Source organism: Rhizobium indicum, from assembly GCF_005862305.2.
Taxonomy (GTDB): Bacteria; Pseudomonadota; Alphaproteobacteria; order Rhizobiales; family Rhizobiaceae; genus Rhizobium; species Rhizobium indicum.
Genome location: NZ_CP054025.1, coordinates 209,494 through 225,753, shown reverse-complemented (window position 1 = coordinate 225,753; position 16,260 = coordinate 209,494). Strand labels below are relative to the sequence as shown.

At 58.2% G+C, this 16,260-nt stretch carries 13 protein-coding genes and 2 pseudogenes; 9 read left to right on the top strand and 6 right to left on the bottom strand.

Annotation, left to right across the window (positions count from 1 at the left end; all coding sequences use genetic code 11):
* Positions 1 to 180 precede the first annotated feature (180 nt).
* From FFM53_RS34405 to FFM53_RS34395, 3 genes and pseudogenes are all read right to left on the bottom strand, one after another.
* Entirely contained in the window at positions 181 to 1,494 is a 1,314-nt protein-coding gene (locus tag FFM53_RS34405; protein ID WP_138390061.1) for a polysaccharide biosynthesis/export family protein, read from the bottom strand.
* A gap of 179 nt (positions 1,495 to 1,673) precedes the next feature.
* Positions 1,674 to 1,928 (bottom strand): hypothetical protein, encoded by a 255-nt coding sequence (locus FFM53_RS34400; protein ID WP_138390062.1) that lies wholly within the window; start codon positions 1,926 to 1,928, stop codon positions 1,674 to 1,676.
* Positions 1,929 to 2,322: 394 nt separating this feature from the next.
* A pseudogene (locus tag FFM53_RS34395) lies at positions 2,323 to 2,490 on the bottom strand (IS3-like element IS426 family transposase); the annotation flags it as partial.
* A gap of 366 nt (positions 2,491 to 2,856) precedes the next feature.
* Here FFM53_RS34395 and FFM53_RS34390 point away from each other — a divergent pair.
* The 5 genes and pseudogenes from FFM53_RS34390 to FFM53_RS34370 all read left to right on the top strand — a co-directional run.
* Entirely contained in the window at positions 2,857 to 4,752 is a 1,896-nt protein-coding gene (locus FFM53_RS34390; RefSeq protein ID WP_138390063.1) for a N,N-dimethylformamidase beta subunit family domain-containing protein, read from the top strand.
* Between the two features lie 212 nt (positions 4,753 to 4,964).
* The gene (locus tag FFM53_RS34385; RefSeq protein ID WP_138334172.1) at positions 4,965 to 5,711 is read left to right on the top strand and encodes a TylF/MycF/NovP-related O-methyltransferase; all 747 of its coding nucleotides are present in this window, start codon (positions 4,965 to 4,967) and stop codon (positions 5,709 to 5,711) included.
* A 278-nt stretch (positions 5,712 to 5,989) separates the two neighbouring features.
* A complete protein-coding gene (locus FFM53_RS34380; RefSeq protein WP_138389887.1) occupies positions 5,990 to 7,018 on the top strand; it encodes a polysaccharide pyruvyl transferase family protein in 1,029 nt (342 codons plus the stop codon).
* Between the two features lie 278 nt (positions 7,019 to 7,296).
* Positions 7,297 to 8,775 carry a lipopolysaccharide biosynthesis protein gene (locus FFM53_RS34375; protein ID WP_138389888.1) on the top strand — a complete coding sequence of 493 codons (1,479 nt, stop codon included), beginning with the start codon at positions 7,297 to 7,299 and terminating at the stop codon, positions 8,773 to 8,775.
* Between the two features lie 61 nt (positions 8,776 to 8,836).
* Positions 8,837 to 9,102, top strand: a pseudogene (locus FFM53_RS34370) (IS5/IS1182 family transposase); the annotation flags it as partial.
* A gap of 94 nt (positions 9,103 to 9,196) precedes the next feature.
* Here FFM53_RS34370 and FFM53_RS34365 read toward each other — a convergent pair.
* Together FFM53_RS34365 and FFM53_RS34360 are read right to left on the bottom strand one after the other, a co-directional pair.
* Positions 9,197 to 9,601 carry a host attachment family protein gene (locus tag FFM53_RS34365; RefSeq protein ID WP_062941740.1) on the bottom strand — a complete coding sequence of 135 codons (405 nt, stop codon included), beginning with the start codon at positions 9,599 to 9,601 and terminating at the stop codon, positions 9,197 to 9,199.
* A 58-nt stretch (positions 9,602 to 9,659) separates the two neighbouring features.
* Positions 9,660 to 9,803, bottom strand: coding sequence for a hypothetical protein (locus FFM53_RS34360; protein ID WP_155739742.1), 144 nt, complete (start codon positions 9,801 to 9,803; stop codon positions 9,660 to 9,662).
* Between the two features lie 152 nt (positions 9,804 to 9,955).
* Here FFM53_RS34360 and FFM53_RS34355 point away from each other — a divergent pair, with 152 nt between their 5' ends.
* The 4 genes from FFM53_RS34355 to FFM53_RS34340 all read left to right on the top strand — a co-directional run bounded on the left by FFM53_RS34355 (position 9,956) and on the right by FFM53_RS34340 (position 12,942).
* Positions 9,956 to 10,117: a hypothetical protein gene (locus FFM53_RS34355; protein ID WP_173883705.1), complete on the top strand. Its 162-nt coding sequence runs from the start codon at positions 9,956 to 9,958 to the stop codon at positions 10,115 to 10,117.
* Positions 10,118 to 10,280: 163 nt separating this feature from the next.
* On the top strand, positions 10,281 to 11,411 hold the full coding sequence (locus FFM53_RS34350) for a DUF3734 domain-containing protein (RefSeq protein ID WP_029875401.1): 1,131 nt from the start codon (positions 10,281 to 10,283) through the stop codon (positions 11,409 to 11,411).
* Entirely contained in the window at positions 11,408 to 12,148 is a 741-nt protein-coding gene (locus tag FFM53_RS34345) for an acetoacetate decarboxylase (RefSeq protein ID WP_138389889.1), read from the top strand. The genes FFM53_RS34350 and FFM53_RS34345 overlap by 4 nt, the downstream gene beginning before the upstream one ends.
* A gap of 11 nt (positions 12,149 to 12,159) precedes the next feature.
* Entirely contained in the window at positions 12,160 to 12,942 is a 783-nt protein-coding gene (locus FFM53_RS34340; protein WP_138334167.1) for a 3-hydroxybutyrate dehydrogenase, read from the top strand.
* A 277-nt stretch (positions 12,943 to 13,219) separates the two neighbouring features.
* On the opposite strand, the gene FFM53_RS34335 is transcribed toward FFM53_RS34340, so the two are convergent.
* Positions 13,220 to 16,195, bottom strand: a complete 2,976-nt coding sequence (locus FFM53_RS34335; RefSeq protein WP_138389890.1) for an NAD(P)-dependent oxidoreductase — start codon at positions 16,193 to 16,195, stop codon at positions 13,220 to 13,222.
* Positions 16,196 to 16,260: the final 65 nt, after the last annotated feature.

Here is a 16,260-nt window from a genome sequence, read left to right as displayed (position 1 = left end):
GTTGCCCAACGCCACTTCGAAGATACGCGGCACAGGCATTGCTGTTGGGGCAGGAAGCGAATTCAAGACCTGGTCGGGTCTATGCCAGCTTGTATCAAGAGCGATTTCTCTCGCGCTGGTGGTCTGAGCGCCTCTCGATCGCCCATTGGGGGTTCGTTTGCAATACGTGCTTTTCGCGGGTCACTGGCTTGCCTGACTGGCGTGTGTCTCAGTTTCACGCGGCAGGTCGGCAGGGGCGGCCCGAGACACGCCATCCGCAATGCGGGTTCGGACGATCCTCACCACATCACCCGGTATCAGCGCCGTTGTTTCGGAGGCCTGGAACTGCTTGATTTGCCCTTCGTTTCGCCGGCTCACCGTAAAGGTCAGCGGGAGCTCCTCGCCGCTGGTATTCGAGCTTCCCCCTGCCGCGAGCTCATCGAGAAGCAGTTTTTGCGTTATCTCGCGCTTCAATTTGAACTGATCGAGACTTGCCTGTTCCGACTGCAATTCGGAAGCGACTTCGCTTCGCCGCGTGTCATAAAGCCCCTCGAGATTTCGCGTTGTCTCACTGATCGCCTGACGGCCCCGCATGATGGCGGTGACAAGGTCGAGCCGATTGGAGCGGTAGGTGGTGAGCAACCGTTCCAGATCCAATTGACGCGACGAAACGGTGAGGCCTTTCGTGACCAGCGTTTTGACGCTGGTCAGCTGGTCCTCGATCGATTTGATATTGTCTTCCGAGCCTTGCACCTTCTCGCCTAGCATGCCGACTTCACTGTTCAAAAGATCACGCAATTCCGTGAGCGCCTTCGACTGCCTGTCCAGCGCATTTGCACGAGCCTGAAAAATGACCCGTTCCTCGTTGTATATTCCCGCAGCGTATTGCTGATCGACGCCGAGCGTCTGATCGAACGTTATCTCCTTCGCCCCGGTCATCTCTGCTTGGAGCCGTGCTAATTTGGCAGTGCTGCGCAGCAGCGAGTGGTCGACGTCTCGCAATTCGCCTGCGAGTTTGATCGTCTGCGATTGCTGCAGACTTGGGGCGCGCAACGGGCCGCCGCTCAGTGCCAGTGATTGCAGGACGGTCAGTCCAGGGCGGAATTTGTATTCCCCGGGCTTGGTTACGTCTCCGACGACGTAGATTGGTGGGTATTCGAGAATTTCGATGGTGACCGCAGGTGCCTGAACCAATCCGATTTTTTCCTGCAGGCGCTTGGCAATCTCATTGGTGAGGCTGGTGTTATCGCGATTGCCGACGGAAAGGGATCCAAGAAAGGGCAAAAAGACAGCGCCTTCATCCGAGACGGTGTATTCGCCGCCAAGCGCATCCCAGCGTTCATATTGGCCTTTGGACTGCATCCATTGGACGATCGTCAGGCGGATTTTCGTTTGCGGAGTCAAGGGGGCGCTATCGGCGAGAGCTGGCGACACAGCTCCGGCAAGAAAGGCGAGTGCACCGATGACAAACGTCGCGCGAAAGAACACGTGGGGGGCGCGGTGCGATGAATTCATATATATATCTCGCCTGCAAAACATCCTTAAAGGGATGCTGGTCCAACTGCCTTGATTCTGTTCGCACGCCGGACGACAAGTCCGAAGCCGCGTCCCTAGTGTGCAGTCTGGCGACGCCTTGAGGAAGGTGGAGATCGTTTATTTTGCCTCATCACTATTGATGAGGTGGGGCGGGTACTTCAGCCTAAATCCAGCAGAAACACATATCTTCGGCGCGACACCGAGGCATCGCCCGGGAAAATCAACAGGTGATGAGATCTCAGCGGCTTATGCCATTGCACGAACGGTCCAGTGCGTGGCTTCCTGTTTGGGGGCCAGCATTGGCACCACCATGCGGCGATGTCGAAAAAAAGCCACCGCTTGCGGCTTCGAGCCTTGTACAGGATGCGGCGCATCTTGCCGACCTCGCGCATCTCAGCCATCACCTGGGCCATGCAACACGCCCGTTTACCCAAAGGATGCCGCCCTGCAGAGCGAAATTCGTAGGATATACTCTCCCATTTTCGACTATACTTCACAGTTGCGTATCGCATGATCCTCATACATTCGACCCTGACAATCTCGCGAGAGAGGTGCCTGCCATGTATCGCAACGCTCGTCGGTGGACTTCGCGCTCACTCCTGGTGGATTCCTTGGTTCCCCGATGGTTGACCGTCGGCGGAAAGGGAAGGCAATCGAGTGCGGCGGCTGGCGGCAATGGTGTCTATGCGTATGGCGGGTCCGCCACCACAGGTCTCTTCCCGACCAGCACCTATGATCCAGCGAACTGCTATGCCGATGTGGTCTTCCGGCCGCAGCTCGTCGCGTGAAGTGTCTTCATCGGGAACCTCCTTGGGCAACAAGAGTGGCCGCGATATCTGTTTTGTTGTCTGGGCTTTGGAAATCCTCGCGGAAGATCTCGGCCTCCAGCGTCTTGCGGCCGAGCATGCGTTCCAGCTCACGCACCCGCTCTTCGAGCGTCTTGACCTCGGAATTGCCGACGACAGGTTCGTTGGACATAAGCCTGTCCTCAAGCCTGTGCTTGAGCCTTTCTGCTTATGCCGACTGTCTGGTCGAAATGGGGGCAGTTCACAGGAAGAGCGAATTAGCAGACCCCCAATTGGAGGATGAATGGCCGCGCCGATGCAATCAAACGGGCAGTGATAGCCCCCGCTACGTAGCCGTAAAGCGGTCTAAGTCGGGCCAATGGGCCGTTGAGGGAAACCTACTAAGGGTCTATAAAGCTTCGCGATAGGTCGTTGCAGAACGCTGGTTTCGTACTGTCATCGGAAGGCTCTGAAATTATAGGCTCCCGAAACGCGGCCACGCCCAGCGAATAAATAATCACTACGTACCAATGTGGGATAACGGTCAGGGGGACCCATGCAAGGCAGTGTCAGCAGTGTCAAGAGTGGCGCGCAAAAGATACCCACTTCGTCGAACGAGGAACACACCTATTATGTTCTCCTTAGAGGGAGCGCCACTGTTGGAAATACGCTGACCGCAAATGTTTTCAATGAATGCGGCCAAAGTCCTGAGAAGGAGGCGGCTTACGGTTGGCAGCAAAAAGTTGACGGGGCATGGACGAATATTGCCGGAGAGACGAGTGCTCGCATCAGAATACCGTCGGGTCTTCTTGGCAGCCAAATCCGAGCTCTAGCAGTCGTATCCACGACCGAGGGCCTTAACAACTTCACCAGTCAGGGCATCAGAGTGGACGCTCAAAACTCAATTGTAATCGAAAATCTAAATGCCGGAACAACTGATTGGAAGATTACAAATTTGGCGACGAACCACGAGATCGAGGCTTATGCGGATGCAACAAGTATAAATGCAGGAGACCCCTTGAACCTAAAGGTTTCTTTGTCTTCCGCTGGACAATATAATCTTGAGGTCTATCGCCTTGGCTACTACGGCGGTGCAGGCGGTCGACTTATAGCCAGCGCGCTCGGTCTAGACGGATTAACTCAATCAAGCCCCACCATGACCAATCCTGGCACGCGTTTGATCGAATGTGTATGGGACGTATCGTATGAACTGAAAACATCTGCAGCTTGGACAAGCGGGCTTTATGTTATCAAGTTAACTGATTGCAGAAGCGGCAAGCAGTCGCTTGTCCCGTTTGTTCTGCGCAAAGACAATCACCCCAGCGACATAGGCTTTCAGGATGCAGTAACGACTGCTCAAGCGTATAATATATTCGGCGGATTCAGTGTATATGATGCTAATAGCACCAGTAACACAAGAGCATATCAGGTAAGCTTTGATCGCCCCTATGATGCCACCCATCTCGGATTCAGCAATACTGATGGTTTCAATTGTAATAATATGCTCACTTGGGAGTACAACATGGTACGCTGGTTGGAGTCGCAGGGTTACGACATATCCTATTACACCAATGTGGATGTTCACAGCAACCCTTTACAAATTCTTTCGCACAGAATATTTCTTTCGGTAGGTCATGATGAGTATTGGTCGATGGAACAGCGTAATAGAGTTGAGTCGGCACGCGATAATGGTATTCATCTCGCCTTTTACTCTGCTAATACTGCTTATTGGCAGGTTCGGTTCGACTGCTCAAGCCGGGGGCAGTCGAACCGCGTTGTTACCATATACAAGGATTCATCGGGTATTGGCGCCGGCCTATCTCTCGATCCGGTGGCTCAGCTAGATCCTCCTGCGTCAACTTCAGTGTTTCGCTCTAAGGAGGTCAATAGACCGGAGAATGCACTGATGGGGGTGGGCTATGTATCCGATCAAGGTAACATCTATGAGGGGTTTGATTTCATCGTTTCTAATGCTGCTGACCCTATCTACGCGCACACAGGTTTAAGAAACGGCGATAGGCTGAAGGGACTGGTCGGGTACGAATGGGATGCGGTTCTAGACAACGAAGAATCTCCCGACGGGCTCGTCATTATTTCGAAATCCTCTACACGTGCCAACGAAATTCTCCCACCACTGCCGGGTGGCACACGTCCAAATATCTCTCATGCTATCTGTTACAGAGCAGTGAGTGGAGCGCGAGTGTTTTCGACTGGATCAATTCAATGGGTATGGGGCTTAGACAACAGCTGGGCTTTCCAACCGCCTCAGCTCACGAGAAGTTGGCGGAGAAGAATAAAGAACTGGATAAAGGGTTTGGTGTCTCTAGTCGTTACTGTTCCGATAAGGAATATGCCATGCGTAGATAGCCGCGCGCAGCAGATGACGGTCAATCTTTTTTCCGAAATGGATGTAAGACCGCAGACCCCCTCCTCTTGGCTTACTTTGTCGTGATGAACCGCCGAGTTATCCGCCAACGCTTTGAAGGTATGCGAGTGAGGACCAGAGATGATCGTATCATGAAAACAGATCAGCTTTGCCAACGACGAGTACGTCGATGAGAAGGGCAAGACACGACGCTAGCGGGTTTCCCCCGCCAAGGGAGTCGTAGGGAGTTCAGTAAGGCTTCGCCGAGGCGGACGCTGTTGCGGGGAGATGGAGGCGTTATGAAAGCAGTAGATAGAGTTGCGCGTGGGGCGCGTTGGCGCCTCAACGCGCTTTTGGAACGCGCCCGTCGGACCGCCTACCCAGGGACCGTTCGGCAGGCTTGGTCAAGGGTGCGCGCCGAACACCTTTCTTACACGACTGATCGTCAACTTAATCAATTGCTTGAGGTAGTGCGTCGTACCGCCCCGAGCGGAGCGTTGATCATTGAGGCAGGTTGCGCGCGCGGCGGTTCAGCAATTCTCATGTGTTCCGCCAAGTCGCCTCAGCGCGCTATACGCGTGTACGACCTGTTCGAGATGCTCCCTCCGCCTTCGGAGCACGATGGCGACGACATGAAAGCTCGGTACGCTGAAATCACTGCCGGCGAAGCCGTCGGCCTTGGAGGCCAGCAATACTATCTCTATGATGATGACCTGATGGCGACGGTGACGAACAACTTCGCTAGGTTTGGTTATCCCGTCGAGTCCAACAACGTCCAACTGATAAAGGGTAAGGTGCAAGACACGCTTACAGTCGCCGAGCCGGTCGCTTTGGCCCATATCGATGTTGATTGGTACGAGCCTGTCAGCGCCTGTCTAGAGCGGGTTATGCCTCATCTCATCGTCGGCGGCGCTGTCGCACTTCACGCCTATTCGGATTGGTCTGGGTGCCGAAAGGCGGCAGACGATTACTTCTCTCGCGCAGGACGGGAGGGACTGGACTTTGACCTCTCGGCTGGACACATGCTTGTGACCCGAACGCACTGAACCTTCTCCGTCCAAGAAGACATTTTTGGGACGGCACCTCCTGCACTAGACACAGCAAGGACTTCGAGAATCGATGCCTACCGCGGCGCCAAAGATCCAAGACGCAAGACCAGCAATCATTGGCTTCACTTCGCTCGGGGGCCTGTAAGGGCTCCTCCAGCGCGGTGCGGATGACAGTGTCCAAGGGCGTGCGCCGGTTTGTCACCTGGTAGGCCGCTAGCAAAGACAGGCTCCAGCATTCGCCAATCGCGGCAGTGCATGATCGAGGGTAGGCGCACATGACCGGTACAGCACTTTCGCCTGAAGACGCGGCGCAAAAGGCGCAGCAGGCGCGAGCGATTCGCGAGTGTCTCGACCGATACATCCCCGAAGGCCAGCCTGTAGCGCTTCTGCAGTTCCCGTTCGACTTCAATGTCGGCAACCACATGATGTGGGTGGCCGCCATGGACTATTTGAAGCAACGTAATGCGCCCATCGCCTATACGGCGCATGGGCATAACCTCGATCTTCAGCAAATGATTCGCGCTGTCGGGGACGGCACGATACTCTTCTCGGGCGGGGTCACGGTCTCGCGCCTATGGCCGCGCCACGCAGAGGTCAAGCGCATCGTCGCCGAGGCGTGCCCCCGTAATCGCCTCGTGTCGCTGCCGTCGACCATGCTGTTCGTCGACGACGAGGACCGCCGCGAGGCGAGCACGCTCTTCGGAAATCATCGCAATGCTGTACTTTTGGCCAGGGACCCGGTCAGCGCTGAGTCAGCGCGCAACGTATTCCCCGGCAACGTCCATGTGGAGACGGTCCACGATTCCGCGCTGCTGCTCCCGCCGCAGCCAAGGCACGCTGCGCCTGATCACGATGTCATCTGGCTCGCCCGCGACGATATCGAGGGCGTCGGATCCCTCGCGCCAAGTGACGTCGAAGTGTTCGACTGGACGCACTATGATTCCGCGGGCATGCGGATCCTGTTTCCAGGGCGCTTTTTCTCCCGCGTCCGCCAACTGGCGCCAACGCTCCGTTCGATCGTCAATAGGCAGATTGCCGGCAGCTACGATCGCTTTGCGCGCTACGTGCTCGCGAGCGGCAACCGCAGGCTGGATACCGGTAAGGTGCTGGTTACTGACCGCATGCACCCACACATTCTCTGCGCCCTGCGTTCGCAGCACAGCGTGCTGCTGCCCGACCGCTTCGGCAAGAACCGCGCTGTGTACGAGTACACAGGTCGGAACTACAGCACCGTCCACTGGGCCGACACATATGAGGAAGCCCTTGAGATTGCGCGTACCGTCGCCCGGAGCACCCCGGTCTAGCAGGCTGTTGAAGAAAGCGACTGACATGCTCTTGCGATGAATCAGATCAACATTTTTCCGCTCTTCAGTGAGGCTGCGACCGATCCAATGAGTACTTGCCTAGCCCTGGGATTTTGGCTTCGCTGTTTCTTCTGCCTCAGCCGTCAGCGTTGCGATGTACCTGACCTTTCGTTCGTCTTATACCTCCAGCAAGACATAGCTGGACACCATGGCCCGATGAATATTTCTCCCGAGAACTGCACCGCATTAGCACTGTAAGCGTAAGCGAGGAAACAACGTTGGAAGGTGTACGCAAACAACTGAGTGTCGGGGCAATGTGGTCCGCCGGCGGACGTGTCGTCTCAAATCTTCTGGGCGTGGTTAGCATGCTGGCACTGGCTCGACTGCTGTCACCTGCCGATTTCGGCCTAGTGAGCCTCGCGACTATCGTCCTTTCGATCATCGCGGCCATAACCGAACTTTCGCTCAGTTCGGCCCTCATCCAGCACAAGAGCCCGCAGCGAGAACATTATAATACGGCCTGGACACTGAACATGCTGCGCGCGGCGGCGATCGCCGTCCTGCTGGTTAGCGCAGGTTATCCCGTCGCATGGGCCTATCAGGACGACCGTCTGATCGGCATATTCTTCGCGCTTGGAGGCGGCGCACTGATCAGCGGCCTCGTGAACCCCCGGCTTGTGGACTTCCGGCGGCGCCTTTCCTTTCACCAAGAGATATTCATCGACCTGATCAACAGGGTGGTTGGCGTGGTCGTCGCCGTCGTCATCGCCCTAATTCTTCGCAGCTACTGGGCGCTCGTGATCGGCACGCTCGCCTCGCAGGTGGCGGGTGTGATCATGTCGTACGTCCTGCTTCCTTATTTGCCGCGCATTTCGTTTGCTCACTGGAGAAATCTGTTCTCGTTCTCCGGGTGGGTGGCGCTCAGCTCCGGCCTCAATGAGGTCAATTGGCGCGCCGACCAGCTTGCGCTTGGCGCCATGTTGGGCGCCGGCCCTCTCGGCCAGTACACCGTAGGCGACAGGCTTGCCTCGCTGCCAGTGCGTGAAACGACGGCGCCGATCGCAGGCTTGCTCTTCCCAGTCTTTGCACGGCTTCAGGACGATCCTGAACGCCTGCGGCATGCATTCCTTCGATCCCAAGGCCTGCTTGTTGCGGCGGCGCTGCCGGTAGGCATTGGGTTCGCGCTGGTTGCCGAGCCCTTCGTCAGCATGGTCCTTGGCCCGGCGTGGTCCTCGGCCGCACTGGTGGCTCAGGTGTTGGGCGCGGTCTTCGCCATCACCGCCTTTAAAATGCCGGTGACTCCCTTGGCAATGGGCCTCGGCTGCACGCGGTCGCTGTTTCAGCTTGACCTCGCTTTCATCTTCGTCCGCTTTCCCCTGATTTTCGCCGGCCTGGTCTGGGGTGGTCTGGTTGGTCTTCTGTTCGCGCGATGCATCAGCGCCGCGATCGGCATCCTGATGTATGTCTTCCTGGCGAGGCGTCTCACCGGCGTGTCAGTGAGGGCTCAGCTTCTTGTCTGCTGGCGTTCGATCGCCGCCGCGCTGGTTATGGCTGGCTGTGTCTGGGGCGTCGGCCTCATGATCACCGACAGGTCAGAGTCCCTGCAACTGGCGATCATGATACCGATCGGCGGGATCGGCTACTTCGGGGCAAGCTTCGTACTTTGGCTGGCAAGCGGCAAGCCTGCAGGCCCCGAACGCGAAGCGTTGGATTTGCTCCAGTTCGTTCGCCGCGGAGAATTTCGAACGCCCGCGTAATCCAGCTACCCTGAGTCGGCACGTAGCGACCCAAGAGACACACCGCCGAAGCCGCGTGTACGCGCGTTGGACGGTGAAGTATTCCAAGGCGAAGCAGCCCATGGAAACTCCGACACCAGCCGCGACCAGGCACATGACATTGCTATTCCGATGTTCGGATACAAAAACCATGCCGGCATCGACCGAGCGCACGGCTTCATCCGGGGATGGACGGTGACGAGTGCGAGCGCCCATGACGGCGCCCAACTCAGGAATGTCGTCGCCAAGGACAATACGGCATCGACGGTGTGGGCCCACAGCGCCTATCGCTCGAAGACCAACATCGCTCCTCCACAGGCGAAATCAGTGAAGATAAAACGAATATAAATCTACTAAGAATCGCCAAATGATAGGGCGTTTCGATGCCTGTCTCGACAGAAACTCAAGCCCCCAGGACGGCCTTCTCGATGTCTTCGACGGAGTGGCCGGTGAGCTCCTTGGGGATTTCAAGCAGGAGTTTTGCAGCAAGAAACTTGTGGTAGTGCTTGCGCAGTTCGCCCAGCGAACGCGGCGCGGAAATGATAGCCAGATGTTCGATCTCGCCTACGAGCACTTGCTTGTTGAGGTACTGCGCGATGCCTGCGGAGAACCCGTCTTCGGCGAGCTGGCTTTCATCCGGATTTGCCGACGTGCTTCCGTGACGTCCACCGGAGCCTTTGGCTTCATCCACAATCGATACGCCATGTATGAGGGACAGACTTAGCTCCGTACCCGACCCGTTATTGCGATAGAGGTCTAGCTTCTCGCCGTCAGTGACGGCGACGACTGTGCCTTGCGGTAATATCATTAGGGATTCCTGTGAAGATGGCGCTACTCACGAGGGATTTCGCGAGCGGCTACTCCAGCTAAGCAAACTCGGATGAAGACGCATTGTTCCGGAAGCGACGTTTCGCTCTTCCTGCCGACACCATCGTCATCCGGCCGGCGATCACTTTCGATAGAATCTCGATCCGTTGCAGGTCGCGCTCGCTCATCGCTATCAATCCCATCCGCAATCTCCACCGTCATCAAACCCGGGGAGTGTGACATTCCAACTTTGCAGAAACAGGACACTTCAACTTTGCGGCTACACATAAATTTGCGGCGTAACGGATATTATGGAACTTGCGAATGCTCCTGTCTCGAAGCGAGACTTCGTTGATTGAACCAACTGACGACGCTGGTCGAACGGCGTAGCAAACCTGAAATGAAGGATTGGCCTGGCGTGGGTGAATTCGCGGTCTACATCTCCACACAGCCGGTGTTGTCACATTTTGTTGCATTGCAAGATGCGCTCGGCGGGACTACCAAAAAGGCTCAATGATTGCGAAGAATTCGCCGATTTGACTAGCAAGTCATTGAAATTGCATGAATAAGATTAGCGAAGAAGCCTTCCTGCATTACTAAAACTTAATTTGCCCTGTGCAGCTCGATGGCCTTTCCTGTGCTATTTGTTAGCGGCTGCAGCATTTAAGGAAAAGCGCCCCGTGAGTACTATTCCGACAGAGAAAACCGTGCTGGTGTTTCAGGGCGGTGGTGCTTTGGGTGCCTACCAGGCCGGCGCTTACGAAGCTTTGCATGAGGCTGGCATCCGCCCCGACTGGCTGGCCGGGATATCTATCGGTTCGATCAACTCAGCCATCATTGCCGGAAGCCCCGTCGATCAGCGTGTCGATAACCTAAGGACCTTCTGGCATCGGGTCTCGTCCGGACTGCCCGGCCATTTTCTCGGCAATGGCAATGCGATGCGCAAATGGTTCAACGAATCCTCCGCTTTTCTGGGGTCTTTGACCGGCGTTCCCGGCTTTTTCACGCCGCGCGTCTTTGCGCCATGGAACATCCCGGGCGATCCGATGGCCGCGATCAGCCTTTACGACACCGCGCCGCTGCAGGAGACCCTCGCCGGTCTGGTCGATTTCGACCTGATCAATTCAGGTGCCATCCGTCTGAGCCTCGGGGCAGTCGATGTTGTTAGCGGTAACTTCAATTATTTCGACAACCGCGATTGCGCGTTTTCGCCCAAACACGTGGCCGCCTCCGGGGCGTTGCCGCCGGGTTTTGCGCCCGTCGAGATCGACGGCCGCTATTATTGGGATGGAGGTATCGTTTCCAACACGCCGCTGCAGCGCATTCTCGGTGGTAGCGAGTTGGAGACAGATCTTTGCATCTTCCAGGTCGATTTGTTCAGCGCCAAGGGCGTGCTGCCGAAGGATGTCTTTGACGTCGATGCCCGCGAGAAGGAAATCCGTTTTTCCAGCCGCACGCGGCTCAACACCGACCAGTTCCGCAAGCTTCAGTCGGTGCGCATGGCGGCCAAGAGGCTGACTGAAAAGCTGCCGCCTGAGCTGAAGGACGATCCTGATGCGAGGCTCCTTGAAAAGATCGGCAATGATTGCGCCGTCACCATGGTGCACCTGATCTATCGGCATGCCGCGTATGAAACCGGATCTAAGGACTATGAGTTTTCGCGGCTCTCCGTGGAGGAACACTGGAAGGCCGGCCATGACGATGTGGTCGAGACGCTGAACCATCCAGATTGGCTCGACCGAACGCGTCCGACCAATGGGATACGGATTTTCGACCTTGCCGAGCAACGCCTGCGTGGGAAAAAACCATGAAAATTGAAGATGTCGTTCGCAATGCCTTTGCCATGCCGCTGACCAGTCCATCCTATCCGCCAGGGCCTTACCGGTTCGTCAATCGCGAATATATGATCATCACCTATCGCACCGATCCGGAGGCCCTGCGCCGGGTCGTGCCCGAACCGCTGCAGTACGATGAGCCGCTGGTGAAATACGAATTCATCCGCATGCCGGACTCGACCGGCTTTGGCGACTATACCGAATCCGGCCAGGTCATCCCGGTGTCCTATCAAGGGGTCCATGGCGGTTACGTGCATTCCATGTATCTCAACGACGACGCGCCGATCGCCGGCGGACGCGAAATCTGGGGCTTTCCGAAGAAACTGGCCGAGCCATCGCTGACATCCGTCAAGGATGCGCTGGTCGGCACGCTCGACTATGGCGGTCAGCGCGTCGCCACCGCAACGATGGGCTTCAAGCATCGGTCACTCGACGAGGCGAAAATCCTCGAAAGCCTGAAGCAGCCGAATTTCATGCTGAAGATTATTCCACATGTCGATTGCACACCGCGCATCTGCGAACTGGTGCGCTACTATCTGGAGGATCTGACGGTGAAGGGCGCGTGGGAAGGACCGGGCGCCCTGGCGCTGTTTCCGCACGCGCTGGCGCCGGTCGCCGATCTGCCGGTGCTTGAGGTCAAATCCGCCGTCCATATTCTCTCGGACCTGACGCTGGGCCTCGGCGAAGTGGTCCATGATTATCTTGCAAAATAAGGAGTCGAACCATGAAGCTCAGGGACAAGGTCTGCATCGTCACCGGCTCGGCCAGCGGTATCGGACTGGCGATCGCCAAAAAATACGTTTCAGAAGGTGCCAAGGTCGTCATCGCCGACCTGAAGCTCGAGGCGGCGGAAGCGGCGGCCAAGGACTTGACGGCTGCGGGCCCGGGCGAGGCGATCGGTCTTGCGATGGACGTGACGAGCGAGGAAGCCGTGAATGCCGGCGTCGCCGCCGTCGTAACCAAGTGGGGCCGGGTGGACGTGCTCGTCTCCAATGCCGGCATCCAGATCGTCAACAAGATCGAGGACTACGCCTTTTCCGACTGGAAGAAGATGCTCGCCATCCATCTCGATGGCGCGTTCCTCACCACCAAGGCTTGCGTTCCACATATGAAGGCGCAGAAGGGCGGCGCGATCATCTATATGGGCTCGGTGCATTCGCATGAGGCTTCGCCGCTGAAATCGGCCTACGTCACCGCCAAGCACGGCTTGCTCGGCCTTGCTCGCGTGGTCGCCAAGGAAGGCGGACCGGATGGCGTGCGCGCCAACGTCATCTGTCCCGGCTTCGTCCGGACGCCGCTCGTCGACAAGCAAATTCCGGAACAGGCAAAGGAACTCGGAATTTCCGAAGACGAGGTCATCAAGAAGGTAATGCTCGGCGGCACGGTGGATGCACAGTTTACCACGGTCGACGATGTCGCCGAAGTGGCGCTGCTGTTTGCCGATTTCGAGACCAATGCTCTCACCGGCCAGTCACTGGTCGTCAGCCATGGCTGGTACATGCAGTAACGGTCTCGCTGAGGCATCGCATCTGGGTCCGTCAAGGCTCAACGCTGTTGAATGTGCCGTCGATGCCGCGTTGCCTGCATATGGGAAGACCTTCGGCTTCGGTCCATGTCGCGCCGGGAGCCGGGGCCGCAACTAGATCGGTTCCGTTTTTCTCCGAGTCACGGAATGCTCTAAGGTGCGACCATCGTCTTCAGACTAGCCGTCATGGGGGATCCGGATGAGATAGCCGGCCGGCTCGGTCAGAAAAAGAGCGGCGCACACCGGGCATGACCGCGGCTTACTCCGCCGCCGGCCCGTAGAGACCAAGCTGTTCGAGAAGCGCCCGCTGCCGGCCGGCATTTTCGGCCAGCAGACCGGTATAGCGATCGACGATCCGGTCGCGGTGGCTCGGGTCGGAGACAACGGAGAGCGCGCCGACGATCGCCGCGACCTTTTCCGAGGTCCGCCGCAATTCGTCCAGCAGTTCCGAATTGCCGCTGATCTCGCTGACCACCCGCTTCGTCACCCTGCCGATTCCGGCCGGTGTGCGGCCGCCTGCCGAGACGTACCCGTCCGGCAGATCACCCTTCAGATTGGTGACCGACTTGAAGCGGATGACATCGAAGATCTGATCGACCGCCTGCTTGGCGCCGGTCACCCGAGAAGGATGGTCGGTATCGGCGGCGGCGTGCGGCAGCAGTTCCAGCTTGCCCTTATGGCGCTCTTCGAGCGGCAGATAGGGAACCATCGGTCCGCTGAGCTTGCCGGTCTCTGCATCCTTGAAGAGATCCGCGTCGATTGCCGCATGGGCAATCTTTCCTGATGACAGCGCCCGGTCGAGCGCCGCTGCATCGACGACCTCGCCCCGGTCGTAGTTGACCAGCACCGCACCATCGTTCATCGTGCCGAGAACCTGTGTGTCGACCACCCCTGCGTTGGAGTAAACGCCTGTCGCAGCATCCAGCCGGCCGAGACCGATATGGACGGAGAGCACGTCGGCGGCGGTTGCCGCTTCAACCGGACTTGCGGCGTAATCGAAGCCTTCCGACTCGATCCAGCGCTGGTGATGCTGGCGCGCGTAGATCACCACCTTCATGCCGAAAGCCTTGGCGAGCTTGGCGACTTCGCGACCGATATTGCCGTAGCCGAGAATGGCGATTTTCCGGCCCTCCAGCTTGGCGGTCGGGAAGTCCTTGAGCTGGCGCCCGGTATCAAAGTCGCCGTTGGCGACCATCCGGTGCAGCCTGTCGACGGGCAGGTCGGGAACAACCTTGAGGATCGCCTTCATCGCCATCTGGGCGGTCGCCCGGCTGTTGATGCCGGGCGTGTTCATCAATGGCGCCTCGCCGCCCTCGCCGTTGCCGCCGCCCCAGGAGGCCGAGCCCATATTGCCGGTACCCGCGCCGATGCGCACGCCGCCGAACGAGAAGACGGAGGCCTTCGGGATGAAGGTCGCCGCCGCGATCAGCGCGTCATACTGGCCCTTGTCCGTCTGCGGCAGGATTTCGGCCTCGGTGCTGAGATTTGGCTGGTAGAAGAAATGGATGCGGCCCTTTTCCAGCGCCGCCCTGTCGTCGATCGGGCCGGTATGGAAGACGCCGCCCTTTTCCTCGACATAGGTCCTGATCTCGCTGTCGTCGGGCTCCCCATCGGCGCCGAGGCGCAGGCCGACCAGATCGGCGATCAGCACCGTATAGGCGTGTTCGGGATCGTCCTTGCGGACCATCGCGCCGGCCTTCACAGGCGCCGCGAACGTGACGCCCTGCTTTGCCAGTTCCTCCTCGATCACGACGATCTTGGCGCGCAGATAGGCATATTGCAGGTTCTCCAGCAGCGCGACGATATCGGCCGGCTCGCGGATGCCGCCGACCCAGGCGCGGTAGTCGCCGGGCGTTCCCGGGAATGCGTTGACGTAACGCGCGGCGTCGAGGCCGGGCTCGAACGCGCCGTTCGGATGGGTAAAGCCCTCATAGCCGAGCAGTTGCTTCGAACGTGCGATAATGCGGGCATGGATCGCAGGATCGGTAATGCCGGCGTCCTCAACCTTTAGCAGCGTCACTGCCGCACCGCGCCGCTCGGCATCGGTGACGGTGAGCGAAAACAGCGGCTGCGACTCGACCCAGCCGTCGATCACCGCCCGATTGGCCGCAGACCGCTTGTTGAGCTCGACCACCGAGCCGACCCGCGCCTCGGACTGCAGGAGGCCGAAGGTGGTTTCGGCAAAGGCAAGCGCGCTGTAGGTATTGATGACGCCGCCGAGCATGCGGTCTTCCGCTGCATCGTAAAACGGTCCGGCATCCACGGATCGCTTGGCTGAAAGCGGCTGCCGGGCATCGATCGGCGGCGCGATCTTGAGCTGGCGCGGGATCGCCCATGACGGATCCTGCTGGTTTTTCTCAACGAGCGCCAAAGCATGCGGTGTGAAGGAGGCGACGAAATACCCCGACACCCCGCCGATCGCCTTCTGGAACGGCATGAACAAGCAGCATTTCGCCATCACGGCATCGACCAGCTCGGGCTCCCAAGGCATGGCGCCCAGCATCGACGTCGCGTCGAACACTGCATGACGATTTGCCGGATCGCCATCGATCCAGTTCAGCAGCTCGTGGATCTCACGGCTGGTATAGGCATTGGCGCCGGTCGTCTCGTGGCCGACGCCGACGAAGATCGACACGCCGAGAGCGGAAAGCTCGGCGGCCGTCGGAATCACACCCTCGGAGGCGGCAAAATGAATGCGGCTTTCGCAGCCCTTTTCGGCGAAGCGCTGCATCTCGATCAGCTGTGTGGCCCAGGACTGACGGAAGAAGCCTGCCGCGCGGGCCGGATCGCTTTCCGGGCGCGGCGTATCGACGTAGACGCGCTGCGAGGCGTCGTTGGCGTTCATCAGGTGCTGGACGCAGACGGTATAGCCACTGTGACCGCCGCCGAGTCCCACAGCCATCCGGTTCGCCTTCGGGAAGTGGAAATAGCGGTGGATCGCCCGCATCATGTCGGTCAGAATTTTATCCGCCGGGTAGCCGCGGTGCATGCTGCGGGTAATTTCGGCGGTGGTGAAGCCGCCGATATCGTTGCCCTTGTCGTCGAACTTGCGATAGGTCTTCTCGATCCATGTATCGAAAGCGATGCGCCGCAGGCGGCTATCCACTTCGTCGGTGGTCGCATCCGTGATCGGACCGACGCCGAAAAACGGATTGGACGGCAGCTTCGGTGATCCCGACTTCGTCAGTCGGAGCGCTTCAAGTCGCTGTTCCTGCATCTGCTCGATATTTGTCATGATCTGCCTATCGGATTGAAAGGAAGGTGGGCAAGGCATTGTAGGAGCGGCCTTGCCCGGAAGAA

Bases quoted from the DNA above. Each gene is read 5' to 3' on its own strand.
- FFM53_RS34340 (WP_138334167.1), top strand. From the start codon at position 12,160: ATGAAGCTCAGGGACAAGGTCTGCATCGTCACCGGCTCGGCCAGCGGT.
- FFM53_RS34400 (WP_138390062.1), bottom strand. From the start codon at position 1,928: ATGGCCCAGGTGATGGCTGAGATGCGCGAGGTCGGCAAGATGCGCCGC.
- FFM53_RS34365 (WP_062941740.1), bottom strand. From the start codon at position 9,601: ATGATATTACCGCAAGGCACAGTCGTCGCCGTCACTGACGGCGAGAAG.
- FFM53_RS34360 (WP_155739742.1), bottom strand. From the start codon at position 9,803: ATGGGATTGATAGCGATGAGCGAGCGCGACCTGCAACGGATCGAGATT.
- FFM53_RS34380 (WP_138389887.1), top strand. From the start codon at position 5,990: ATGACCGGTACAGCACTTTCGCCTGAAGACGCGGCGCAAAAGGCGCAG.
- FFM53_RS34390 (WP_138390063.1), top strand. From the start codon at position 2,857: ATGCAAGGCAGTGTCAGCAGTGTCAAGAGTGGCGCGCAAAAGATACCC.
- FFM53_RS34345 (WP_138389889.1), top strand. From the start codon at position 11,408: ATGAAAATTGAAGATGTCGTTCGCAATGCCTTTGCCATGCCGCTGACC.
- FFM53_RS34335 (WP_138389890.1), bottom strand. From the start codon at position 16,195: ATGACAAATATCGAGCAGATGCAGGAACAGCGACTTGAAGCGCTCCGA.
- FFM53_RS34405 (WP_138390061.1), bottom strand. From the start codon at position 1,494: ATGAATTCATCGCACCGCGCCCCCCACGTGTTCTTTCGCGCGACGTTT.
- FFM53_RS34385 (WP_138334172.1), top strand. From the start codon at position 4,965: ATGAAAGCAGTAGATAGAGTTGCGCGTGGGGCGCGTTGGCGCCTCAAC.